This is a genomic window from Scytonema sp. PRP1, from assembly GCF_036697665.2.
GTDB classification, from domain to species: Bacteria; Cyanobacteriota; Cyanobacteriia; order Cyanobacteriales; family Nostocaceae; genus Kalymmatonema; species Kalymmatonema gypsitolerans.
In genome coordinates this window covers 68,992-92,510 of the sequence record NZ_JBAHYJ020000104.1, presented here as the reverse complement: position 1 = coordinate 92,510, position 23,519 = coordinate 68,992, and the positions used below count along the sequence as shown (strand labels likewise).

Annotated in this window: 18 protein-coding genes and 2 pseudogenes; 5 read left to right on the top strand and 15 right to left on the bottom strand. The window is 45.3% G+C overall.

Annotated elements, in window-relative coordinates; translation table 11 throughout:
* Nucleotides 1-16 precede the first annotated feature (16 nt).
* Nucleotides 17-2,473, bottom strand: coding sequence for an ATP-dependent Clp protease ATP-binding subunit (locus tag V5G28_RS27375; RefSeq protein WP_332996428.1), 2,457 nt, complete (start codon nucleotides 2,471-2,473; stop codon nucleotides 17-19).
* 405 nt (nucleotides 2,474-2,878) lie between these two features.
* Here V5G28_RS27375 and V5G28_RS27370 point away from each other — a divergent pair, with 405 nt between their 5' ends.
* Complete coding sequence (locus V5G28_RS27370; RefSeq protein WP_332996426.1) at nucleotides 2,879-3,169, top strand: DUF3288 family protein; 291 nt, start codon at nucleotides 2,879-2,881, stop codon at nucleotides 3,167-3,169.
* 25 nt (nucleotides 3,170-3,194) lie between these two features.
* Here V5G28_RS27370 and V5G28_RS27365 read toward each other — a convergent pair whose 3' ends face one another.
* The 3 genes and pseudogenes from V5G28_RS27365 to V5G28_RS27355 all read right to left on the bottom strand — a co-directional run bounded on the left by V5G28_RS27365 (nucleotide 3,195) and on the right by V5G28_RS27355 (nucleotide 6,841).
* The gene (locus V5G28_RS27365; RefSeq protein WP_336231377.1) at nucleotides 3,195-3,833 is read right to left on the bottom strand and encodes a type I restriction endonuclease subunit R; all 639 of its coding nucleotides are present in this window, start codon (nucleotides 3,831-3,833) and stop codon (nucleotides 3,195-3,197) included.
* A 161-nt stretch (nucleotides 3,834-3,994) separates the two neighbouring features.
* Nucleotides 3,995-5,646 (bottom strand): annotated as a pseudogene (locus tag V5G28_RS27360) (MlaD family protein).
* A 412-nt stretch (nucleotides 5,647-6,058) separates the two neighbouring features.
* Complete coding sequence (locus V5G28_RS27355) at nucleotides 6,059-6,841, bottom strand: ABC transporter ATP-binding protein (RefSeq protein ID WP_332996420.1); 783 nt, start codon at nucleotides 6,839-6,841, stop codon at nucleotides 6,059-6,061.
* A gap of 122 nt (nucleotides 6,842-6,963) precedes the next feature.
* On the opposite strand from V5G28_RS27355, the gene V5G28_RS27350 reads away from it, so the two are divergent.
* Nucleotides 6,964-8,454 (top strand): phytoene desaturase family protein, encoded by a 1,491-nt coding sequence (locus tag V5G28_RS27350; protein ID WP_332996550.1) that lies wholly within the window; start codon nucleotides 6,964-6,966, stop codon nucleotides 8,452-8,454.
* On the opposite strand, the gene V5G28_RS27345 is transcribed toward V5G28_RS27350, so the two are convergent.
* Entirely contained in the window at nucleotides 8,449-8,655 is a 207-nt protein-coding gene (locus V5G28_RS27345) for a hypothetical protein (RefSeq protein ID WP_332996418.1), read from the bottom strand. The genes V5G28_RS27350 and V5G28_RS27345 overlap by 6 nt on opposite strands.
* A gap of 130 nt (nucleotides 8,656-8,785) precedes the next feature.
* On the opposite strand from V5G28_RS27345, the gene V5G28_RS27340 reads away from it, so the two are divergent.
* A complete protein-coding gene (locus V5G28_RS27340) occupies nucleotides 8,786-10,048 on the top strand; it encodes an RNA-guided endonuclease InsQ/TnpB family protein (protein WP_332996416.1) in 1,263 nt (420 codons plus the stop codon).
* Nucleotides 10,049-10,082: 34 nt separating this feature from the next.
* Here the strand turns inward: V5G28_RS27340 and V5G28_RS36885 are convergent.
* The 4 genes and pseudogenes from V5G28_RS36885 to V5G28_RS27325 all read right to left on the bottom strand — a co-directional run.
* Nucleotides 10,083-10,205 (bottom strand): annotated as a pseudogene (locus V5G28_RS36885) (restriction endonuclease subunit R); the annotation flags it as partial.
* 244 nt (nucleotides 10,206-10,449) lie between these two features.
* A complete protein-coding gene (locus V5G28_RS27335; RefSeq protein ID WP_332996414.1) occupies nucleotides 10,450-11,784 on the bottom strand; it encodes a dihydroorotase in 1,335 nt (444 codons plus the stop codon).
* A 126-nt stretch (nucleotides 11,785-11,910) separates the two neighbouring features.
* The gene (locus V5G28_RS27330) at nucleotides 11,911-13,263 is read right to left on the bottom strand and encodes a histidine phosphatase family protein (protein WP_332996412.1); all 1,353 of its coding nucleotides are present in this window, start codon (nucleotides 13,261-13,263) and stop codon (nucleotides 11,911-11,913) included.
* A 269-nt stretch (nucleotides 13,264-13,532) separates the two neighbouring features.
* Entirely contained in the window at nucleotides 13,533-13,949 is a 417-nt protein-coding gene (locus V5G28_RS27325; RefSeq protein WP_096562902.1) for a hypothetical protein, read from the bottom strand.
* Nucleotides 13,950-14,312: 363 nt separating this feature from the next.
* On the opposite strand from V5G28_RS27325, the gene V5G28_RS27320 reads away from it, so the two are divergent.
* A complete protein-coding gene (locus V5G28_RS27320; protein ID WP_332996409.1) occupies nucleotides 14,313-15,008 on the top strand; it encodes a PD-(D/E)XK nuclease family protein in 696 nt (231 codons plus the stop codon).
* Between the two features lie 319 nt (nucleotides 15,009-15,327).
* Here the strand turns inward: V5G28_RS27320 and V5G28_RS27315 are convergent, their stop codons facing one another.
* From V5G28_RS27315 to V5G28_RS27305, 3 genes are all read right to left on the bottom strand, one after another.
* Nucleotides 15,328-16,326 carry a formylglycine-generating enzyme family protein gene (locus tag V5G28_RS27315; protein WP_332996407.1) on the bottom strand — a complete coding sequence of 333 codons (999 nt, stop codon included), beginning with the start codon at nucleotides 16,324-16,326 and terminating at the stop codon, nucleotides 15,328-15,330.
* A 10-nt stretch (nucleotides 16,327-16,336) separates the two neighbouring features.
* Entirely contained in the window at nucleotides 16,337-17,710 is a 1,374-nt protein-coding gene (locus tag V5G28_RS27310) for a sulfatase-like hydrolase/transferase (protein ID WP_332996405.1), read from the bottom strand.
* 569 nt (nucleotides 17,711-18,279) lie between these two features.
* Nucleotides 18,280-19,368, bottom strand: coding sequence for a ChaN family lipoprotein (locus V5G28_RS27305; protein WP_332996403.1), 1,089 nt, complete (start codon nucleotides 19,366-19,368; stop codon nucleotides 18,280-18,282).
* A gap of 67 nt (nucleotides 19,369-19,435) precedes the next feature.
* On the opposite strand from V5G28_RS27305, the gene V5G28_RS27300 reads away from it, so the two are divergent.
* Nucleotides 19,436-20,392, top strand: coding sequence for an MDR/zinc-dependent alcohol dehydrogenase-like family protein (locus tag V5G28_RS27300; protein WP_332996400.1), 957 nt, complete (start codon nucleotides 19,436-19,438; stop codon nucleotides 20,390-20,392).
* Between the two features lie 82 nt (nucleotides 20,393-20,474).
* Here V5G28_RS27300 and V5G28_RS27295 read toward each other — a convergent pair whose 3' ends face one another.
* The 3 genes from V5G28_RS27295 to V5G28_RS27285 all read right to left on the bottom strand — a co-directional run bounded on the left by V5G28_RS27295 (nucleotide 20,475) and on the right by V5G28_RS27285 (nucleotide 23,490).
* Entirely contained in the window at nucleotides 20,475-20,759 is a 285-nt protein-coding gene (locus tag V5G28_RS27295; RefSeq protein WP_442994296.1) for a hypothetical protein, read from the bottom strand.
* 431 nt (nucleotides 20,760-21,190) lie between these two features.
* The gene (gene chlG / locus V5G28_RS27290) at nucleotides 21,191-22,231 is read right to left on the bottom strand and encodes a chlorophyll synthase ChlG (RefSeq protein ID WP_332996399.1); all 1,041 of its coding nucleotides are present in this window, start codon (nucleotides 22,229-22,231) and stop codon (nucleotides 21,191-21,193) included.
* Nucleotides 22,232-22,389: 158 nt separating this feature from the next.
* Nucleotides 22,390-23,490, bottom strand: coding sequence for a Get3/ArsA fold putative tail anchor-mediating ATPase NosAFP (locus V5G28_RS27285; protein ID WP_332996397.1), 1,101 nt, complete (start codon nucleotides 23,488-23,490; stop codon nucleotides 22,390-22,392).
* Nucleotides 23,491-23,519: the final 29 nt, after the last annotated feature.

Genomic DNA, 23,519 nt, shown 5'->3' with positions numbered 1-23,519 from the left:
TGACGTGGGATAAATCTTAGCCAACATTCGCGAGTAACAACTCTGGTTTCTCCGACTTGTGAATTTTGACCTGACCGTCATCGTCAACATCAACAATAGCTGTGTCGCCTTCTCCGATTTGACCGGAGAGCATCGCTTCAGCTAAAGAATCTTCCAGGAGGCGCACAATTGCTCGACGTAACGGTCTAGCACCGTAGCTGGGGTTGTAGCCTTCTTGCAACACACGGTCTTTGAAGCGATCGCTCACTTCCAGGCTAATTCCCTTCTCAGTCAAGCGGCTTGTGACTTCGCGGAGCATGATGTCAGCAATTTGCTTGACTTCATCTTTCTTAAGCTGAGTAAAGACGATAATCTCATCAAGACGGTTGAGGAATTCTGGACGGAAGAAACCTTTGAGTTCCTCGTTCACTAGTGTCTTGATGCGGTTGTAACTAGCTTCAGCTTCATCTTCAGCGAACTGGAAGCCCAAACCACCGCCACCTTTCTCAATCACCTTAGAACCGATGTTAGAAGTCATGATAATCAGCGTGTTCTTGAAATCCACTGTCCGACCTTTAGCATCGGTGAGGCGACCGTCTTCCAAGATTTGCAGCAGCATATTGAACACATCGGGGTGTGCTTTTTCGATTTCGTCGAACAGCACTACTGTGTAGGGTTTGCGCCGCACGGCTTCGGTTAACTGCCCGCCTTCGTCGTATCCGACGTAACCAGGAGGCGAACCAATGAGTTTGGAGACGGTGTGGCGTTCCATGAATTCGGACATATCCAAGCGAATCATCGCTTCTTCGGAACCGAAGAAGTAGGAAGCCAATGCTTTCGTCAATTCTGTCTTACCGACTCCTGTAGGACCAGAGAAGATAAAGCTTGCGATCGGTCGATTGGGATTCTTTAACCCAACTCTGGCGCGACGGATAGCTTTGGAAACTGCGGTAACTGCTTGCTCTTGACCGATGAGACGCTGGTGCAGTGTGTCTTCCAAGTGCAGCAGCAACTCTGATTCGGATTCAGTGATCTTGTTAACTGGGACGCCAGTCCAAGAAGCGACAATCTGAGCAATGTCTTCCTCATCTACAACAGGAGCATTGACAAAGTTCTCGTTTTGTGGTTTTTCTCTCAATTGAGAGTCGAGTTCCAACTCCTTGTCGCGCAGTTGTCCAGCTTTGTCAAAGTCCTGAGTTCTGACAGCTTGGTCTTTTTCCTTTGTCACCAACGCCAATTCGCGCTTGAGTTCGCGATTAGCAGACTTCATAGAATTCCGCAGATGAACGCGGCTCCCCGCTTCATCAATCAAGTCGATCGCTTTATCGGGTAAGAAGCGATCGCTGATGTAGCGGTCTGACAAATTAGCTGCAGCAACCAGAGCTGCATCAGAGATTTGAACTTTATGATGCTGCTCGTAAGCAGAGCGCAAACCGTATAATATCTCGATAGTTTCCTCAACCGATGGTTCGCCTACCATAATCGGTTGGAAACGACGCTCTAGAGCGGCATCGCGTTCGATATGCTTACGGTACTCATCAAGGGTAGTTGCGCCAATGCACTGGAGTTCACCTCTTGCAAGTGCTGGTTTGAGGATGTTCGCTGCATCCATGCCACCTTCTGTGCCGCCAGCACCAATCAAAGTGTGAACTTCATCTATCACCAGGATGATATTGCCCGCTGTGCGGATTTCATCCATGACTTTCTTAATGCGTTCTTCAAAATCGCCACGGAAGCGAGTCCCAGCCACCAGTGATCCCATGTCAAGGCTGATGACTTCCTTGTCTTGTAGAATATCGGGGACAGCTTGGTTAATAATCCGTTGAGCTAGACCTTCGGCGATCGCTGTTTTACCTACTCCTGGTTCCCCAATCAACACGGGGTTATTTTTAGTACGGCGACCAAGAATTTGAATGGCACGCTCAATTTCCTTCTCACGACCGACAACTGGGTCGATCTTGCCTTCTTTTGCTAGCTTAGTAAGATTTCTACCAAATTCCTCTAAACTGAGAGTTTGGGTGCGTCTTTGACTACCACCGCGACCTGTGGAAACAGATGTCGCTTCACCTAGCTGACGAATTACTGCGGTGCGGACTTGCGACAAATCAAGCCCCAAATTTTGCAGTACTTTCGCGGCGACACCTTCACCAGCCTCAGTTAATCCCAAGAGTAAGTGTTCAGTACCTATATGGTTATGTCCCAGGCTGCGAGCTTCTTTAAAAGCTTGCTCGAAAAGACTTTTCACCTTGGGGGTAAAAGGAATTTCCGGGGGTACAAAGCCAGAACCCCGACCAATAATTCTTTCTACTTCGCGACGTGCGTCTTTGAGAGTAACGCCCAAGTCGGTCAGCACTTTGGCAGCAATCCCTGTTCCTTCTCCAATCAGCCCCAGGAGAATTTGCTCCGTTCCGACGAAGTTGTGCCCCAGGCGACGCGCTTCTTCCTGGGCGAGCATAATGACTTTAATAGCTTCGGATGTGAAGTGTTCAAACATATCGGGTTCTTGCTCCCTTGCTGCTTGGGCTTTGGGTGATTTCAGTTGTGCTAAGATTTGAGTTTGTGAATTGGCGAGTCATTTCCGATTTGGGTGAAATTTTACTGCTCACTCAACACTCATTACTCAGCACTGTTTGGTGATTCACCCTCACCTTAACATTTGTGTACTTTCTTAATGACAATGTATCTTTATTCAAAATCGAGTGACAGTGGTGAGAGCCGTAAGAGTTGAGGTGTGTTTGCCGTCAGTCGAGACACAGAGCTATAAAGACGGGTGTTTGATGAGTAGTAAGTTCTTGGTGGTTAGTGATACTTTTTTGACAACTAACAGATGTACAGACGCTTCAACAGCTTGTCTCTAACAATTCCCCATCTAAAATCCAAATCAAAAAAATAGACTTATATGAGCAAAGCAAATAAAGACCAACAGCATCCACTGTACAATCGCGATCGCCCTATCGTTGAGAATTTACTAATTGGTGAGGCGACTGATTATAATTTAGCAGAACTCGCTAGATTGCGAATCCGCTACCAAGGCTTTCCTGGTGCAAGAGACATCCAAAGCGACTTGGATAAAGTCTTACAACAGTGGGGTCTAAGCGAACAAGAACTTTTTGAGAAAACACGCTCCTTACACAGCCTTGGGGGCATTTACAAAAGCCGGGGCAAAAAAGAAGAAGAAGATTGGAATTAATAAGGAAGAAGAAATAGGGCACTCATCACACAGAGGTAACTGCCTGACCAAACCGCTTGAGGATTTGCAAAACGCTGTACAGTTCCCTGGCAGAAGTAAACGGCGCGAAAACCCGTGACAAATCGTACTGCGGCGTACCCGCCTGTACCATCTTGACAAACAAAATATCGTCCCCATTCGTTACCATACCAAATACGGGCAGATTCGGGTTTGGGTTTGCCATCAGATACGCCAGGGCTTGCGGTAATGCCGACCACACCGACAGCGTGGTTTTTTTAGATTCCAGCACCATCACCCAAAACTGATCTTGCAGCACCAGCACATCAATCCGTCCGCGTAAAATCTCTTCACCGTCATTCACCACCACATCCACTGATTCTTCTGCCTTGATACGGAATGGCGGATCGTAAAACCCAGCAAGCGCCAGTAACGGGGAAACCAGCAACAGCATAACCGTCCCCTCTAACAAATTCCCAAAAGCCCGGTGATAAAGATACCTGCGCCGCAGGACATCGAGGTTCGCTTTGTCGGCTTCGCTAAGGGCTGGCAATTCCTCGCACCACTCTGAGAAAAACCGCTCGGACTCAATGCGGACGAACCCAAAGCGGTTTTCTGCGTCCGCCAGACTGGTAATCGCATCCGTGATGGCTTTTGTCTGTGTCATGCTGCTTTACCTGCTCTATCAGAGTATTACTTATCATTGAACAATTGGATTTGGGCAGCAACATTTGTGAGTACTTCTTTGCTAGTCATAGATTTATCAGACAAGTTTTCTGACCTGAGGTTATTGATTAAAATGCCACTTCCATTAGACTACCTTTATCCCTACTCTCCCTGCTCCTGCTGCTGGCGATGCTCTCTCAATTGCCTCAAGAGGTTTTCTTGAGATGAGGAAGGACTCACTTGGCTGGTGGTAGATAGAGGAGGCTGTTTGCCAGCACTGTTAACAGTAGTGTTTGAGATATTAAATCTTAACGGATCTTGATTGCTGCTTTTTGGGGGAGAAGTAAAGATAATGGTGGTCGGTTGAAACGTTTTGTCATCACTCTTAACAGCAGTGTTTGAGGTCTTAAATTTTAACGAATCTGGATTGCTGCTTTGTGTAGGATTCGTCAAGGTAATGGTGGTCCGTTGAAACATATTGTCGGCACTCTTAGCAGCAGTGGGTGAGAGATTAAACTTTATCTGCTGTTGATTTGTATTCGCTGGGGAAATTGCAGCATTGTGGTTGGAAATGACAGCTTTGACTGAATCTAGAGAATCTGCAACTTGCACTTGCTGCTGCATCTGCTGTGTAGAGGACACTAAGCTACTCAAACCATTTACCAATTGTCGTAGATTTTGCCGAAAAGCTGGATCTCCGGTCAATTCATCCAAATCAGATGTAATTTTTTGGGTGTTTTCAAATGTCACGCGAGCAGAATCTAAAGTTTGTTGCAGTACCAACACGTTATTAGGATTGTTTAGGCTATTAGTCACCTCGCGCAAATTCGTAGAAGCCTGTGCAGCATTAGCAGACAGAGTTTCTAAATTTTTGATTAATTCTCCTTGGGTAACGCGATTGACAGCAGGTGATAAGCTGCTAACTGTCTGGCGCAGTTCTTTGCTAGTTTCAGTGATATTGTTTAATGTCGCAACCAGCGAAGAACGGTTGCTTGTCACCAAAGTATCGAGGTTGTTAAGCAGCTTATTAACTTGACCGGTAGTTGAACGAAGTTCTCTAGCGGTAGCACCGAATTGGTCTGCGGTATTACCGAATCGATTTGCTGTGGTGCCGATTTGATTTAAGGTTCTTGTGGAGGATGTACTGAGTTGAGTTGTCGCTCGTTGCACTGTATTGGTAGTCGCGGCAAAGTTGTTGAGCTGTTGTTGCAAGCTTTTGCTTGCAACATTGAGGTTGCGAGTTAATTCAGCGACAGTTGCTGCAGCTACAGCAGTATTTTCCACAGCTCTGTTAACGTTTTTATAAAACTCTGGGTTAGAGTATACAGTAGCTAGCTCGGTGCTGCTGCGAATAAGTTCATCGGTACTAATACCAATCTGACCTTTTAACCGAGAGCCATTACACACAATCATGTCGCGGTTGCAATTTTTGTCCAAGGGTTTAGCAACAACAACCCCAGGGGAAGCTCTGTTTTTGGTGTAATGTCAACAAAGATTTCACCAATCAGTCCGGACTGATTAGCCTCAACTATGACATTGCTGGGAATGATCAGGTCGGATTTGGTAATATCAATTTCCACCTCAACGTTGTTTGGTCGCGGTCGAATAGCAGAAATAGTGCCTACCCTGACGCCACGATACCGAACCACTGCCCCTTTTTGCATACCGCCAGCGTTGGCAAATTCAACAATAGCTTTGTATGAATTGCTAGCAGCAGTGAATCTATTCAACCACAAAATAATTAACCCAAACACTCCCAGTCCTAGCAGGAGCAACAACCCGACAGAACCTTCTCGAAATGTTCGCGATCGCATTTTATTTCTCCTATCAACAATTAGTCCTGAGTTGCAAGTGCTGAGTATACCTATTCTCACTCAGCATTCAGCATTCAATAACGTTAGTTGCACGCCACTTGCACGCCCCTCAAGGGCTTTGGAGTCCCCACGGAGGAGCTTGTCGCGTGCTTTGGTTACTACCAGTTGTAGACGCGGAGCGGTTTCGCGAAGGGTGGAGCCACTGCGGCTTTGGAGGTTCCCTCCGTTGTTCGCGTAGCGTACCCGCAAGGCTCAGCGTCTTTGTTCGCGTAGCGTGTCCTCTGGACATAGGAGATAGCAAGTGGCGTGCGAGGAGGGTTGAAGTTGGGAGGAACCCAACGCTCCTCAACAGCGACGGGAAACCAGTCTTTTGCGTGCTGGATCTTTCAACACAGTAGCTCCTCAGCACTGATTAACCAACAACATGAATTGGTCCAGATACACTTCCACTAATAAATTGTCTAATCAAAGGATGGTCTGTAGTATCTATTTCACTGACAGTTCCCTGCCATTGCACTTTACCTTGGTAGAGAAATACCACCTGGTCAGCCGTGCGACGAATGGTACTGTGTTGGTGAGTCACAATGGCGTAGGTGCTACAAACTCCTTGTGTACATTGCAATTGCCGGATTAAATCTTCTATCACCGTAGAAGCGATTGGATCAAGCCCGGCTGTTGGTTCATCGTACAGTAAAACTTCTGGAGTGTCTTTGGGGTTATCGGGGTTAGACATAATCGCACGCGCAAAGCTAACTCGTTTTCGCATCCCTCCGGAAAGTTCCGCTGGGTAGCGATCGCCTATTCCTGATAACCCTACCATCTCCAGTTTTTCATTAACCAGTTCTCGAATACGAGAGCGCCGCATTTTTGAGTGTTGATAAAGTGAAAACCCCACATTCTCCTCCACCGTCAAAGAATCAAATAACGCCGCCTGCTGGAACACCATGCCAATCCCAACCAAATTTGTAGCATCTTCAATCAACCCCTCTCGCCGCACTCCTTGGACATAAATTTCTCCAGAATCAGGAGCAATTAACCCAGCGATTACCCGTAAAATTGTTGATTTACCAGTACCACTAGGACCGATGATTCCTAATGCTTCTCCTCGGTAAATCGTCAAATCCACGTTATCTAAAACCTTATTGGTACCAAAGGATATAGAAACGCCTTTTAGTTCAATCAACGGTTCAGTCATTGGTCATTAGTCATGAGTCACGCTTTCATTAGTCATGAGTTATGAGTCATTATTCAACAGGCATTTGACAAAGGACGAACAACAAAGGACAAATAACAAATAATAAAGGACAAATGACAAAAATGCGCTCTTGTGATGTCATTGTTATCGGTAGTGGTATCGGCGGGTTAACTGCTGCTGCATTACTTGCTCGTTACGGTAAGCGGGTGATTGTTTGTGAAAGCCATACAATACCTGGAGGAGCTGCTCATAGCTTCAGACGACGGGGATTTGAATTTGATTCTGGTCCCTCATTCTATTGTGGTCTGACAAGTGCCGAAAGTTTGAATCCTGTCAAACAAGTTTTTGATGTTTTGGGCGAATCCTTAGAAGCCGTACCTTACGACCCCTTTGGACACTACCATTTTCCCGAAACTACTTTCGCTGTTTATGGCAATGCTGAGCGTTACCGTCAGGAAATAGCGAAAATTACTCCCCAAGGTGCCAAGGAATTCAAACGGTTTGAAGAGCGTTTGTTACCACTGTATGACGCCATGAAAGGAATTCCTACCTTGGCTTTGCGGGCAGATTGGCAGGTGATTCTTGTATTAGTTGAACGTTATTTGCCATCTTTGTTAAAGATGCTACCTCATTTGCTCCTTGTTCAAGCATCTGTGGGTAATGTGATGGATGCAACAGTACAAGATCCTTGGGTCAGGCGGCTAATCGACTTGGAATGCTTTCTGCTGTCTGGTTTAAAGGCGCATGGCACTATTGCCCCAGAGGTCGCATTTATGTTAGGTGAACGCTCTCGTGCTTGTGTTGAGTATCCTGTAGGCGGCAGTGGAGCTATTGTCAAGGCTTTGGTGCGTGGGTTAGAACGTTGGGGCGGTCAGTTGCTCCTAGGATGCCATGTCGAGCAAATTCTTGTAGAGACGCAACCTGGCGCGTCTCCACGTAAGGTGGTTGGTGTTCAGTTGACAAACGGTGAAATCCTCAACGCACCCATTGTCATTTCCAATGCCAGTATCTGGGACACTTACACCAAACTGTTACATCCGGATGATTTGCCTGCATCCTACCGCAAAGCAGCTTTGGATACACCTAGTGTTGATAGTTTTATGCATTTACATTTAGGTATCCGTGGCGAGGGCTTGGAAAATATTACAGGACATCACGTAGTAGTTCATGATGCCAGCAAGGATATCACAGTAGCAGGAAATACTTGCATGATATCGATTCCCAGTGTGTGGGATGCAACACTTGCCCCAGAGGGACATCATGTGCTTCACGCCTACACCTTAGAACCATACGCAGGATGGGAACGGAACAGCGAGTATGAACAGAAAAAGCGCGACAAAGCTCAAACTTTATATCGTGCCCTAGAGCGGATTATCCCAGATATCAGAGAGCGTGTTGTGTTGGAACTGATCGGCACACCCTTAACTCATGCCTATTATCTACGAAGGTATCGGGGAAGTTATGGTCCGGCTATTGAGGCGGGTAAGGGGATGTTTCCGGGGTGTCACACGCCAATACGGGGTTTGTATCGTGTGGGTGATAGCACTACACCAGGAATAGGTGTACCTGCGGTAGCAGCGTCTGGCATTTTGTGCGCGAATACACTTTTATAGCTGACAAATTGCTTTGAGAACTTGTAGCAACAGGATTGAACGCTGTCTTTCCATCAAATTTAAGTGATAAGTTGGAGGATGTCCCTGCTGGATATTCACAAACTGATAACTTCTGCCATTGGTTGTCAAACCCCAAACTGATTCTTGATGGTCTAAACTTTTATAAGAATGGCTGGCTGAAAACCCCTGAGGAGTAGGCACGCAGTGCCGTACTCCGTCCTTTAGGCAGGGGATGAAAGCCGCGCCCCGCAGGTTTTAACCTGCCGTGTCACATATTCCGGAATAGTCTTACAAAATGGTGTATGATTATGTAAGAGGAGGTGATAGAACAATGTTGAGTCTAACTTACGAGTACAAAGCAATGCCTACAAACGAGCAAATCCAGCAGATTGAACACACTTTAACTGTGTGTCGCAAAGTCTGGAATTTTGCATTGCGTGAGCGCAAAGATTGGCTAAATTCTCGTAAGTGTCCTATCAACGCTTGTTCCATCGTTTCCGAATACATCACGCCAGCTTCGGCTCCATATCCCAATTACTACGAGCAAGCCAATTCGCTGACTCGTGCTAAGGCTGAATTCCCGGAACTTGCAACAGTTCATTCTCAAGTACTCCAACAAGTTTTGAGAAAGCTGGAGACGGCTTTTGTAGATATGAGTCGGAAAAAAATGGGCTTTCCTCGGTTCAAAAATAAGTACAGAATGCGGTCATTTGTGTATCCGCAACTGGGGAAAGGTCAAGTTCTTAAGGGTAATCAAGTCAAATTACCACAGTTGGGATGGATGGAATACGTCAAGTCTCGCGAGATCCCCGATGGTTTCAAGTTGAAACAAGTAAGGGTAGTTCGTAAGGCTTCGGGATATTTCTTAATGTTCACGCTGGAATGTAATGTTAACGTACCTGACACTGTAGCTAGCAGACATCCCAGAGGAATTGATTTAGGGTTAGATAAATTTGCGGCAACAAGTGACGGTGAATTAATTGAGCGACCCCGTTTTTTAAACACACTGCATCGCAAGCTGAAATTGCTGCAACGCAGGCTAAGAAATAAGAAAAAGGGTTCAAACAATCGCCATAAGTTAAACCGCAAAATTGCCCGACTTCATCAACGCATGGAAGATACTCGCAAAGATTGGCATTTCAAACTCGCTCATAAACTTTGTAACGATGCTGGAATGGTGTTTGTTGAGGAAATTGATTTTCGGACGTGGGCAAAGGGAATGCTAGGTAAGCACACCCTTGACGCTGGATTTGGACAATTCGTTGAAATCCTAAAATGGGTGTGCTGGAAACGTGGTGTGTATTTTGCCAAAGTAGACAAAGATTACACCTCACAAGTCTGCCCCCAATGTGATACTCATACAGGGAAAAAAGAATTAAAAGACAGGCTTCACGTCTGTCAGTCATGCGGTTACACGACACATCGAGATGTGGCAGCCGCTCAAGTGATCCGAAACAGAGGGGTCAACGCGCTGGGACGCAGCGTGTTAGAAAATGCTTGTGGAGACGGTCTGGCGGGGACGGGAAACCGTCTAGTTAAGAGTCGAAGAAGCAAGAAGAATGGTGGAGAGGCACGTCTTAAGACTGCCTCGTAACATCATTTGAGAATCCCTGCGGCTTTAGCCCAGGGAGTACGTCAAAAGCGTATGTCAGCAGTTGAGGCAATCCTGTTGATACATCAATCTGACTATTTTTAGACTCAATCAACAATACCCAAAAAAATGCATTAACTTTTGTATATTTAGCTTTGGTGGGGGATTTAAACCCGCCACCAACGCTCTGGGGGTGCACAGGAGTGTGGTGTTTCCCCCAACGATAAAACTGATAACTGGTACTGCGGGTACTTGATAAGTGGTAACTGTTAAAACCACAGATGTAGACGCCCTCCGGGCGGCTTCCCGCAGGGTACACAGATTAACATAGATAAATAACTCGTGTGCATCTGTGGTTTTATTTTGATGACTCTTAATTGCAAGAGGCTTTTTGTTGAAATCAACTAACACCAAGTCCGCACAACCCGACCTGTTAATTGCTGTCCCAACCAAAATGTATTACTAGAAAGTGTATACAGATTTTGCTTATCGACTTTCCAAGTTTGCTGGGGATCAAATAAAGCCAGTTCCGCTTTTTGCTCAGGTGCAAGCGTACTCATTTTCTGTTGTAAACATTCGGCTGGATTCATACTTAGAGCTTTCCACAATTCCAAAGCTGTGAATTCTCCGGTTTCTACCAAATGCTGCCACAAAAGGGGTAATGCTAGCTCGTAACCAATTGCTCCTGGTGGAGCTTCGGCAAAGGCAACGGTTTTTTCTTCGTAGGTGTAAGGTGTGTGGTCTATGGCTATAGCATCTATCACACCCGTCCGTACTCCCTCCCGTAACGCTATTAAGTCACTGGGATTGCCTAAAGGAGGGTTCAATTTTAGGTTTGAATTATAACTTTTTATTGCTTGCGTGTCAAGTAAAAGATGCATCCAAGAGGTACTAGCGGTGATGGGGACACCTCTGGCTTTGGCTGATGCAATTAATTCGACACTACGACCAGTGGAAACACGCATGATGTGTACTGGCGTACTGGTGGCGGTGACTAATTCCAACAAAGCGGCGATCGCAGAGGTTTCCGCGCTAGCAGGTATAAAAGGTAACCCTAAACGAATCGCATCTGAACCTTCGCGCATTACCCCATTTCCGATCAATTCGCGATCGCAACACCAAAATGCGACTGGTTTCCTCAAAGGCTGGAGATATTCCAACACCCGACGTACCAGCCCAAAATTTTCCCAAGGTTGACCGTCGGTAAAGCCAACCACCCCAACGGCTGCCAAGTCTACCAATTCTGTCATTTGCTTGCCAGCAACATCTAAGCTGATTGCACCCCAGATGTTGAGGTGGGGGGGAGTGGGGGGAGTCGGGGAGGAAAACGAGGGATTTTGCTTCTCCCTTGTCTGGCTTATCTCCCTTGTCTTCCTCATCTGTCCCACTTCCCCACCTCGCTTCTGCAACTGTGCGACTACAGCGGGGTTATCGATGGCTGGGGACGTATCGGGTAAGATACTGATTCGTGTAAAGCCGCCAGCAGCAGCAGTTTGTAAGAGGGACAAGAGGGTTTCGCGTTCTTCAAACCCTGGTTCCCCGCAGTGGCTGTACAAATCCACTAACCCTGGTCCAAGAACTAAGCCATGACAATCTCTAATATGAGTGTCATTGGGTACATCAGAAATATTATTAGCAACAGACCTGATATAGCCATCATCAATTAGCACATCAGTAATTTGGTCAGTTCCAGAAACAGGGTCGATAACCCTTACTTGTTGCAGCAGTTCACTTGTCATTTTCGCTACCGACTATCAGCTATCAGCTATCAGCTTTTTAACTTTTATATGTTCTTAACTGTGCGTTTGTGTACTTTCAGCTTAGAATCAACTATCGGCTAAAGGCTGACAGCTAATTGCTAAATGCTACAACGCCCCTGCGGCTGTTTTATCCAATACGCCTCCACCGAGGTGAGTCGTGATATTCATTGCTTGCAGTACTGGTAAACCACTTGCTCCCAAAGGGTAATCGATAACACTAACTGCGCCATTACCCTGACGGAAATTCCAAAACTGTTCTGATGATAAACCCAGAACATGACAAAGCAGGGTTTTGTTAGTGGCGTCATGAGCAACAATCAATCCGGTTTTGAGTTGCTTTGCAGATGCAGCCTGGACAATTGATTGCCATGTTGCAACACTACGTTCCCACACTTGCTGCAAATTTTCTCCTTCTGGCATTTGGACTTGTGCGGGTACTGTTCGCCAGCGATGCAACTCTCCTGGAAATTCCTGCTCTATTTCTTTTTCTAATTTTCCTTCCCAAAGTCCGTGACTAATTTCCCTTAAACCATCTTGCAATTCCAAATTTACACCAGTATGGTACTGCAAGATAACTTCTGCTGTTTCTTTGGGACGTAGCATCGTGCTACTGACGGCAAAATCAATTCCCACATCTTTAAGAAATTGAGCGGCTTTTTGCGCTTGCTGTCTACCATTGTCGTTCAGCGGTACATCAATTTGCCCTTGAAATCTGGTTTGGCGGTTCCACTCAGTTTCTCCGTGACGCACCAGCAACAATCTTACACCGTTGTGATTTGGGCGCAAGGAGGGCAGAATTTCTCCCAAATGTTGCGTCTGATTGAGAGATTCTAGTTGAACTGGTTCTCCCAATCCTCCAGAAAAATTGAGTACGCTAACGCTACAGTTAGATTGTTGGATGGAATGATAGCGTTCTGGCGCAATTCCTAGTGCTGTACTTAAAAGAGCCCGATTGATACCGTTATGCCCCACAATCAGTATAGTTTCGCCTTTATGGCGAGGTAAAACTTCTTGCCAAAATTGCCGCGCTTGTGCGTACAACGAAAGAACAGGAAAATGTTCTGTTGTTTGCTCACCATCTTTGACAGACATCCGCAGCAGCTGGGGGCTTTCCTGCCAAGTGCGGTAGTCTTCAGGAAACTTCTCTTTCACTTCGGCAGTAAGCATTCCCTGCCATAAAGGCAGGTCAATTTCCAGCAACTTATCAGAAGTTTGGGGAACAGCAGATTGATCAGTATGAGTTGCCAGTTCATGATAGATGGTATCTGCTGTATCTTTAGCGCGTTGCAGAGGGCTGGTGTATATTGCCTTAAATAGGATATTACTGAGGGCTTTGCCTACTTTACTAGAATCACTACGACCTTTTTCAGTTAACGTGGACGCATCGGAACGTCCTTGTATGCGCTTTTCGGTGTTATAGCTGCTTTGACCGTGGCGCACGATAATTACACGAGTCACGTTTTGCCCTCCTGTATCTAAAGGTCTAATTCTACTGCAAAGCGTAGGCAGATTTATCTGTTGAGAAAAGTACCTAAGTAAAAGGGCGTATTAAATGCGGTGGTATCAGTCTAAACAAGCCACTAGTCAGTGTATTAATCCCAAAAAGAATAACCCTCCAGGTTTATGGGCGTTGCAGCCCTAGAATCTGGAGGGGATTTGAATTTTTGGCATTATTGGGCAAATTTTAGGAAAATTATGGGTTAAAACTGAGTGAAAGTGAATTGTTGCTACCTTCTTGTATTTCTATTTAAGTTATCTAAGTCAATCTGCACCTGCACGCCGTCATTACTGTAAAATGAATCCTCTCCTTGTGGGAAAATCAGATTATTTGGAGTTGTGATTGGTTCTCTGCGACGTAATTCGATTTGATCGCCAAGTTGCCAAGCATCAGCTGGAGAAATGTTTTCTCCAACATTTTGCTGTGAAACATTATTTTGAGAATTTTGAGAATTTCTTTCTGCAAAAAATCTTGCAAAATCATCCTCAGCTGTTCTATTATTTATCCCAGTTAAAGAATTTCCTCGAATTGTTGTGTAATCCCCAGCCTTTGAGTTTGGTGTAGCTGAAGACTGTGCGTTAACCTTGGTTGCTATTCCAACAACAGCTGCTACTATCGCCAAAGCAGCAAATGCTTTATATTTCATTGTTTTTCCCCAAACCCTGCGTTATTTTTTTGGTCGGTATTATACAATAAAGCTTTTTGATTCCTAGTGTAGAGTGTGCTACACAAGAAAATCGTATTGAAGTATACGCTTTCACAAGTTGAAAGCAGTATTAGCTCAATTTGTTGTCTCCTATGGACAAAACTTTACTAGCCACTCTTAATTTAGTAAATATTTCTAAATTTTTCCTCTAATTTGAGAATTATGCCTTTAAGCATACTTGTTTTCAAAGTAGGTTAGTTTGAGGCTTGCCTTCGGCAGTCTTGCTTGCCCAATTTCCCGAAGGGGCATCGCCTCCCAGGTATTGCTCAAATATAGAAAGGAACCTTTTGACACCGATATACAATGCCCTTTAATACCCAACTCCTACCTCGCATCAATGGCAAATCTTTGCGGGAAAATGGTAAACAATACTACGTAGACGCTCAAGGAAATCGCTTACCCAGCGTCACGACAATACTCAATGCCACCAAACCACAAGAGGAACGTGATAGGTTATTAAACTGGAAAGCGCGTGTTGGAACAGAAGAAGCTACGAGAATTACCACAGGTGCGAGTCGTCGAGGAACACAAACCCACAAACAAATTGAACGTTTTCTACTTGGTGAAAACCCTGTTTGTCCGGAAGGCAGTGTTGCTTATTGGGAAAGTATTAAACCTATTTTAGAAGAAATTGATACAGTGAAACTTGTAGAAGGCTCAGTTTTTCACTACAACATGAGCTATTCCGGCAAAGTAGATTGTGTTGCTAGTTATAAAGGTATTCCCTGCATTTGCGAGTGGAAAACAGCAGACAAACCTAAAGGTTCAATTGAGCGTTTATACGAACACCCACTGCAATTAACAGCGTATTTGGAAGCAGTTAACGAGTGTTATCGAGAATATGATATTCAAGTGAATCATGCTTTGTTAGTTGTAGCAATACCAAATACAGAAGCAGAGGTATTTTGGTTTGAGCCAGAAGCGATCGCAGAGTATTGGAAACAGTGGGAAGAACGAGTTGCCGAGTATTGGCGAAGCAGAAAAGGTTGGGGCTGGTAACGCAGGGAATTCGACCTGAAGATGTTCTTAAAAAATGAGGCGGAGCCTCCCTAACTCGTTTAACTCGTTCCCAGGCTGAGCCTGGGAACAAGAAGTTGGATGCGGGAGCATCCTTAAAATCTAGAGGTCTTCTAGACTGAGGGAAGATAAAGTGCTTTTTTTACTCGTTCCCAGGCTGAGCCTGGGAACAAGAAGTTGGATGCGGGAGCATCCTTAAAATCTAGAGGTCTTCTAGACTGAGGGAAGATAAAGTGCTTTTTTTACAAAGAATTGGTATGACTACTGTGTTGTATGTTCTTTGTTCATATTAATTTTGGCTCTACACATTGACTACACAACGAAATCCAATATGACACGTTGATGTATCTATTGTTTCTGGATGACGTGCGGCTGGTCGATAACGCTGGCAGTAATTAGGCGCACAGAGAAACGAACCACCCTTAAGTACCTTTCTAGGTATTTGTGCCTGCGCCATATTTGGGTCAAAACTCTCTTCTTGTGTTCCGCCTCTGGGGTTGACTGGAATACAACAAGATTTCGTCTTCTTTTCCGGGTGAGAGTCTCGATACCAGTCAGTTGTCCACTCCCAAACGTTGCCTACCATATCGTATAAACCATACGCATTTGGAGGATAGGAGCCAACAGGTTCTGCTCCAGGAAAGCGCTGCTTTAAGTTTTGCCACGGGAACTCGCCTTCCCAAGTATTAGCCATCCGCTTGCCTTTGGGAGCAAATTCATTGCCCCAAGTGTAGACAGCACCTTCCAGCCCACCGCGAGCAGCAAATTCCCACTGTGCCTCTGTCGGCAGCAATTTGCCTGCCCAAGCGGCATAAGCAAGAGCATCTTCATAGGCAATATGCACGACAGGATAATTTTCTCGCCCCTTGATAGAACTTCCAGCTCCTGCTGGATGTCGCCAGTTAGCACCAGGCACATAAACCCACCAGCTACAAGTTTGTAAATTCACTCGATGTTTGGGCTGCTGAAAGACAGCTGAGCCTGGTACTAGGAGTTCCGGTATAGCTCCAGGATAATCTTCTAGCTTTGGTGGACGTTCCGCCACTGTTACGTAGCCAGTTGCTTTCACAAAACGTTGGAATTGCTTGTTCGTGACAGCGTAGCGATCCATCCAAAAGCCATCGACACGGACAAGATGAGCGGGACCTTCTTCTGGGTAATGGTCGTCAGACCCCATCATAAAAGTGCCGCCAGGTATCCAGACCATGTCTCTATCAGGTACTTTACCAGGGCGCTTGGCAGCAATTTGCTTGTCAGATTTACCGGATGATACTTCTTGGCGTAATGTACGTTCCTGCATGAATGATTCCTTAAGCTGGGTAAGGCAGGACTTCTGCATTCCATTCCTCAAAGCGATCGCGCAACTGCTGGAACACCTTCGGATAATTGTTTTTGAGGTCAGTTTGTTCGCCTTCGTCATTGGCAAGATTGAATAGATATTCGTTCTCTCCTTGCCGCAAGTACTTCCAATCCCCACTCCGGACTGCTGCTTGAAGCTGTCCTGGAGGACGCCCACCAACATTAGATTTATAACGCCAGAACAGCGTTCGAGGGTAAACAGGTTTTTTGCCCACAAGAACAGGAAGTAAATTCTGACCGTCAAGTGGATAGTTTGGATCAGGTTTAGTGCCTGTTGCTGCCAAAATTGTTGCTGTCAAGTCTTGAGTGATAAGGACTTGGCTGTTCACTTGCTCTGGTTTAATCACTCCAGGCCAGCGGATAAAAGCGGGGACTCGCAAACCGCCTTCATACAAATTGCCTTTTCTGCCTTGGAAAGGTCCAAAATCAGAGTACCTCTCGCCCCCGTTATCACTGACAAAAATGACGATGGTATTATCAGCTTGCCCAGACTCATTCAAAGCTTGCAAGACTTTACCAACTCCGTCATCTAGGCTCTTCAGTATTGCAGCATAGGTTTCTTTTGATCCTCCGGCAGTGAAAGGATTTGAATTGTAGAAAGTTCTACTTAACTCTTCATCTTCTGGTCCTTCCCAAGGCCAGTGGGGTGCATTGTAATGAAGGCTGAGATAAAATGGCTTGTTGCGGGGTCTTTTGATGAATTGAACAGCACGCTCAGTGTACAAGTCTGTGGCATAACCTGGTATTTCCACTGGCGACTCACCTTCATAAAAGTCAAGTTTGCCACTTCCATCCTTATGGGTAAAGTAGTCGATCGCTCCACTGTAGTTGCCAAAGAATTCGTCAAAGCCACTCTTGAGTGGACTGTAGTTGGGAAGAAAGCCAGTGTGCCATTTACCAACCAGCGCTGTCTCATAACCATTGCCTTTCAAAAGAGAAGCGATCGTTGGGTGTTCTGGCGGTAATCCTACAGTCTCGCTCCCAGCTAAGGGTTCCTGAAGACCTACTGGCAATCTTGCTGGATAACGACCTGTAAAGAAGCCTATCCGTGTTGGCGTGCAAACAGTTTGCGCTGCATAGGCATTGGTGAATCGGCTACCTTCCCTTGCCAACTGGTCTAAATTAGGCGTTTGATAGGTGTTTCCATAAATACTAAGATCGCCCCAACCCAAATCATCCGTCAAAATGAACAGTACATTCGGCCGCTTTCGTTTGGCAGCAACAGCGGAAAAAAAGCTCGATCCTCCTAATGTCAAGGCTGTACTAGCAACTGCAGCCCCTACAAACTGGCGACGACCAAGTGCTTGCAGTTTGCGTTTATTCATGTCTCTGACTCCTCACTTACTGTTTTGATTTTGATCGCGTTGGATATAGCCATTCAAGCCTGAGTGATGAAACTTCAGACTAGTTGGACACTTCTGATGTGTTGGCTAAAAATTGATTAATGCGATATCTCTATCATTAACTACGGCAAATTGGTAAATTTACAGTATTTATTTGGCAAATGAAGACATAATTGCACATATAGGACGCATGAAGCAAGTGTTTTTTCCAACAAATTGTGTAGGCGATGCCCGTGTGGGGCTATGGAGTTTAGGTGGGCGATTGGCGTAAGCGCAAAGCGTGCCGCAGGCATACGGGTAGCGTGTCCGTAGGACTCAGCCACTGCCCCGAATCGCGAGGAGCCTCGCACGTATAATATCCAAGCTTAAAGCTCTAACTTTAATAGTGGACAAGCTTCTGGCTTACAAAAGGTGTACTTTCTACAAATCAAAATTGCCGTAATTACAAAATCGTCAGCGTAGTCCTCCCTGCAATAGACAGACATCTCCGAAAAATAATGTAGAGACGCTTCAAACAGCGCGTCTCTACAAGGGTTGTAGACAACGCACAATTAATTTCTGGAGATGTCTAATATAAAATCTGCTATTGCTTTTTTCTCTTTAGGTTGTGTCTCATCGGGCGGACTGAGCAAGACAGAACGCTGAGTGAATTTTTCAGCCTTGAGGCGACGGGCAACGCGGCTAGGGATACCATAGCCATAAATGATATGTCCCTGTCCAGCTAACACGATAACTTGATAATTTGGGCGAGTTTTAACAAATTTGGCAATTCCTTCTGCCATTGTTTCATCCCACAAAACTTGCGCCTGGAAAAACTTTTCCACGTCTACACTGTTACCATGATTACCAGCTTGATGTTGTTGAAAGGCTGCTTGCAACTGTTGGCGATATTCCTCGTTATCTGTACGAATTTCTGACAAGGGTGGAATTAATTTTTGTTCAGATAATGTTAGACTTTCTAAACCTTCTCGGGCAACTTTGCGGGTAATTTCTGAAGGTGTGTTTAAAGCTATAATAGAAAGTTTTTTTTCTTTAGCAAACTTAATAATTGGCGCGTAATTTTCCCAAGGAAAACCCCAGCGTTTTTCATATTCACTTTTCTCTATAAGTTCTTTTTCAGTAAGTTTTCCTGCTAGATATTGATTGATAACCTCTTGATAAGGTCGTTGAAACATTTCCATTGCAATTCCAATTTTAGGATTGCGTTTGTAGAGTTCTTGAATTATTTTTAGCTGGTTTTTGTGGTCTTCTGGATTATCATGACTTTCTCCTAAATAGACAACATTTACTGGTTTGAATTCCAAAAGCATCTGTTCAAAGGTAGATATATAATTTTTAGGGTCTCCACAAGTTTTATCCCAGTCTTTAAAGGTAAAATCTCTATTACTAGGAGTGGTGAAAACCAATTTAGCTGGACAAGCATTGTTTATTGTTTCGGCATAAGCAGGCAAGGTACATAGGAGAAAGTAAAAGGTAACAGGCAAAAAACAAAAAAATAGTTTTTTCCTTTTTTGTTCTTTTTGACCCCACCCCTTACCCCTCCCCTTGGCAAGGGGAGGGGAGGTTTTGGCATTAGCCAAAGCCGGGGTGGGGTTTTGGGTGTATTGCAACGAAACCAGATGCCGTATATAACTTGTCATTTTTCTGTGTCACGCTGGCTTTAAGGATAATAATAAACATCAGATTGCACCACACCGAAGATGTAATATGCAAGGACTCTGGCTCGAAAACAATCAACTGCAACTACGTACCGACATTGCGATTCCTGAACCGCCACCAGGAGAAGCTTTGGTGCGTGTTCTCTGTGCTGGTATCTGTAACACTGACTTAGAACTGAAGAGAGGTTATTATCCATATGCTGGCATTTTAGGACATGAGTTTGTCGGTGTTGTCGAACAAGGACCAGAACACCTAGTTAACCAGCGAGTTGTTGGAGAAATCAATGCTGTTTGCGGGCGATGTAGGTTCTGTCGTAGCGGACAACCAACTCATTGCGAAAATCGCACTGTCCTTGGCATTGTCAACCGTAACGGAGCTTTTGCTGAATATCTCTGTTTGCCAATAGAGAATTTGCATCCTGTACCTAACAATATTCCCACAGAAGTCGCAACTTTTACCGAACCTTTAGCAGCGGCGCTGGAAATTCAGCAGCAGGTTAAGTTGCATCCAGATGACCGGGTGCTTGTTGTTGGGGATGGTAAGCTGGGAATACTGGTAGCGCAAACAATAGCTTTAACAGGCTGCGACCTTTTGGTCGTGGGGCGTCATCGAGACAAACTCGCTCATTTAGAGGCACGAGGTATCAAAACTGGCTTTGCTGATACAGTGACAGATAGAGCTTTTGATATTTCCGTAGAGTGTACTGGTAACTCAGAAGGCTTTGCACTTGCTCGCCGTGCCTTGCGTGCACGCGGTACTCTAGTACTTAAAAGTACCTACGCTGGCAACCTCAGCCTTGATGCTTCCTCTCTAGTGGTGGATGAAATTACTCTCATTGGCTCCCGTTGTGGTCCCTTTCCGCCTGCACTAGATCTGCTACAACAAGAAAAGGTGGATGTAAAATCCCTGATTAATGCCCGCTATCCTCTCGCTGATGGGCTTGCTGCTTTTGAACGCGCTCAAACAAAGGGGGTTTTAAAGGTATTGTTAGAAATTGGTTCTTGACTTCTTCAGCTCCCCGACTTCTTTAAGAAGTCGGGGAGCTTGTTTGCTCACAAATCATTTAAGACTGCTATAGTAACAATTCCTAGTAAAGTAAAGAATTCGTCTTTGGTTGATAATCCATACAATTTATCGCTTCTTCTGTATTGGCAATACAGGGACGAACGGTACATTTAAGATGGTAATCATTGGTAAAATACTGGCAGCCTGTACAAGGTATTTGATGCATTTGCTGCGCTGTACTGAGACTATCTCGTGCTGCTGTCCACATACTCCAGGCAACGATAATAATGAGTGCCCAAGCAGAGAAAAAGCAAATAGGGATTATCAAAGGCTGAATAAAATGAATGAAATGAAACAGAGAATACAGTAGTTGTAACACGGTAAGTCCTGACAAAAGTTACGAGTCTTAATTTTTAAGTTAGGAGTTAGGAGCTTTTCATTTTGACTCCTCACCCAATGGAACCAGTTGTTTAGGTCGGTAAACCCTGCCGCAGCACTGGTCTTACTACATACTCTTAACTGTTACTTTTTTCTTTACTCCTAACTTCTCACTTTAGAGGTATAAGTTAACAACGAAGAGGTTAAGAGGAAAAAGGAAGAAGGTCTTCTTCGTTCTGACTAAACTGGCATTAGGGATTAGGGATTCGGGATTGGGGTAGTGACGGACTATGCAAAGGAATTTTGAACATCTTCCCAGTCCCCAGTCCCCAGTCCCCAGAAACTCTAGAATTGTGTCTGTGGTTTAAATCCCCCACTAATTGCCTTCTTCCTTCTTTCTTCCATCTTCTTCTTTCGGGTTTAAATACCAGCATGACCAATTGCTAAACCAGCAATGAGCATTCCTATGACTAGGAATGGTTGGGCGCTTGCTTGGTATTTGACGTCATTTTTTAAGGGATCACGCAGGAAATACATATCTTGGAAGGTGATTTGCGGGATGACGAGTAGTAAGAGAATTGCTGCGTACAAATTCTCGTGGATGTAGATGAGATAAGCAGCGATCGCCACTTGAAACACATCTATCATCACCACACAAATCCATGCCGCAGTGGTGACACCAAACATCACAGGTAATGACTTTAATCCGAACTTGCGATCGCCTTCTACACTCTTGAAGTCATTGACAATGGCAATACCCAAACCAGCCAAACTATAAACCACGGTAAAAACCACAATTTTCCAATTGAGTTCCCCAAACAAAGCATGACCAGTACACCAAGGCAAGGCGATGTAGCTAGCACCAAGGGCATAGCTGCTGAACCAACCGTTCTGTTTTAGCTTCAGAGGTGGTGCCGAATAGATGTATGCTATGAAGGAACCTAGCAAGGCGGTTACCGTAATGGTGGGGAAGTCATGACCTGCCCAAACATCTAGAACAAATGCTAGGACAATACCAGCAACAAGTAATACCCAAATCTGCGTAATTACCTGGGGTAAGGGAATAGCTCCAGAGGGAATTGGGCGATAAGGTTCGTTGATGGCGTCAATTTCGCGATCATAGTATTCATTCAGGGTTTGCGTGTAACCCGCCAGCAATGGTCCCGACAGCAACATACAAGTTGCTGCCTTCAATACATTTTCCAGCGTCCATGTGTACTCACCAGAGGAAGCCGCACCGCAAACTACCCCCCATATTAGAGGAATCCAGGTAATGGGCTTCATCAGTTGCAGGCGGATTTTCCAAATTGCGGTTTCCCCTGGTGCTGCACCTTTCATTCCTAGGAGTTGCCTAGTTTTGGCACCACGAGTCATAGCAGCTTTGACGGGCTCTGTTGGTGTTACCGAGTCTAGTGCTTCAGGTGAATTTGGATCTGGCGTAATCGGAGTTGATTCAGACATAAGGAGTACACGTTAATTGGTCATTGGGAATAAGGAATAGGGAATTGTTAGTTGTACCAGACGTGCCATAGCACGTCTGGTACATTAGTTGTTTGTCAAAAAGTGCCACTCACCATTAACTATTAACCTTTCCCTATAGCCTATTCCTTTCGTAATACCTAAAAGGAGATTATCAAATAATTATTTTGAAACTTTGCTCCAGTGATAGATCTGCCACTTAAGGCAGGAGGTAGGAAGATATTACGCCGTTGGTCTCCTGCTTCCACAGTGACTTCTGGACCATACTGAGTCAGTTTGACCTGCTTTTTGTCAAATCCAGGCAAAAATAGGCGTACCTGACGCGTCTGAACGTCTACTTCTATAGGCTTGGGAGCTTGAACCGCTTGCGCCACAAAGTTAGGTAGGGCATCGATCAGGGGTTGCCAGTCACCCACTTTTGCGTGTGGAACAACACTCACTGGCAAGGGAGTAAATTCTTCGCCTAGATCAACAGTTGTGTCAGAAGACACAAGGATAACGCCGCCAACAGTGAGACCAACTTGTTGAGCACCGCCCCAAAGATAGCGGGTTGTAGCCACTTCCACAGGATCATTGGTAGTGACTAGGAAAGCAGCAATGTGTTTGGGATCAGCAAGGGCGGCTTTTCCCTTGTCCAAAATATTATTAATTTTGTTGGTGGGTTGGGAGAAGTTATCTGATGTCCAGTTGACGTTGAAAAAGGTGCTAATCAGCGGTTGAACCAAGGGCGATTCGGAAATTGTTTTTCCTAAGTCGGAATTGATAAACAATTGGTAAAACCGCCGCACATACCAACTGAGAGACTCTGGCATTCCCAACATCCGCACGGTGGAAGAGTCGCCTGAGCCATCATAGACGATCGCGTCATATTTGCCGCTTTCGTCGTACTCTCGAATAGCATTCAAAGCAAGGGCGGTGTCCATCCCGGGCAGGACTGCCAATTCTTGACCATAAATCTCTTTGAGGATAGGCGTGCGGAGGTATTGACTCTCAAGTTTTTTCACTTCCTCCCAGCTGCGTTCTAGCAGCACTGCTGTTTGGAACTGCACAACTTGTAGATTCGGACCAATTTCTTGGGGATCAGGACCAAGAGTTGCTCCCAGCAGGATTGACAATGCTGGTTCTGCTTGTCCAGCCAGGAGAACACGCTTACCTTGACTTGCCAATAATTTGGCTGCGGCGATCGCAATTTTCGTGCGATCGCTGCCGCCTTTGCCCAAAAATGTCAGTATCAGGGCCATTACTTGATTCCTATGTTTACCGCTGGTTT

Excerpts from the sequence above, each read along its gene's own strand:
- V5G28_RS27375 (WP_332996428.1), bottom strand. The coding sequence starts at position 2,473 with ATGTTTGAACACTTCACATCCGAAGCTATTAAAGTCATTATGCTCGCC.
- V5G28_RS27370 (WP_332996426.1), top strand. The coding sequence starts at position 2,879 with ATGAGCAAAGCAAATAAAGACCAACAGCATCCACTGTACAATCGCGAT.
- V5G28_RS27365 (WP_336231377.1), bottom strand. The coding sequence starts at position 3,833 with ATGACACAGACAAAAGCCATCACGGATGCGATTACCAGTCTGGCGGAC.
- V5G28_RS27355 (WP_332996420.1), bottom strand. The coding sequence starts at position 6,841 with ATGACTGAACCGTTGATTGAACTAAAAGGCGTTTCTATATCCTTTGGT.
- V5G28_RS27350 (WP_332996550.1), top strand. The coding sequence starts at position 6,964 with ATGCGCTCTTGTGATGTCATTGTTATCGGTAGTGGTATCGGCGGGTTA.
- V5G28_RS27340 (WP_332996416.1), top strand. The coding sequence starts at position 8,786 with ATGTTGAGTCTAACTTACGAGTACAAAGCAATGCCTACAAACGAGCAA.
- V5G28_RS27335 (WP_332996414.1), bottom strand. The coding sequence starts at position 11,784 with ATGACAAGTGAACTGCTGCAACAAGTAAGGGTTATCGACCCTGTTTCT.
- V5G28_RS27325 (WP_096562902.1), bottom strand. The coding sequence starts at position 13,949 with ATGAAATATAAAGCATTTGCTGCTTTGGCGATAGTAGCAGCTGTTGTT.
- V5G28_RS27320 (WP_332996409.1), top strand. The coding sequence starts at position 14,313 with ATGCCCTTTAATACCCAACTCCTACCTCGCATCAATGGCAAATCTTTG.
- V5G28_RS27315 (WP_332996407.1), bottom strand. The coding sequence starts at position 16,326 with ATGCAGGAACGTACATTACGCCAAGAAGTATCATCCGGTAAATCTGAC.
- V5G28_RS27310 (WP_332996405.1), bottom strand. The coding sequence starts at position 17,710 with ATGAATAAACGCAAACTGCAAGCACTTGGTCGTCGCCAGTTTGTAGGG.
- V5G28_RS27305 (WP_332996403.1), bottom strand. The coding sequence starts at position 19,368 with ATGACAAGTTATATACGGCATCTGGTTTCGTTGCAATACACCCAAAAC.
- V5G28_RS27300 (WP_332996400.1), top strand. The coding sequence starts at position 19,436 with ATGCAAGGACTCTGGCTCGAAAACAATCAACTGCAACTACGTACCGAC.
- chlG (WP_332996399.1), bottom strand. The coding sequence starts at position 22,231 with ATGTCTGAATCAACTCCGATTACGCCAGATCCAAATTCACCTGAAGCA.
- V5G28_RS27285 (WP_332996397.1), bottom strand. The coding sequence starts at position 23,490 with ATGGCCCTGATACTGACATTTTTGGGCAAAGGCGGCAGCGATCGCACG.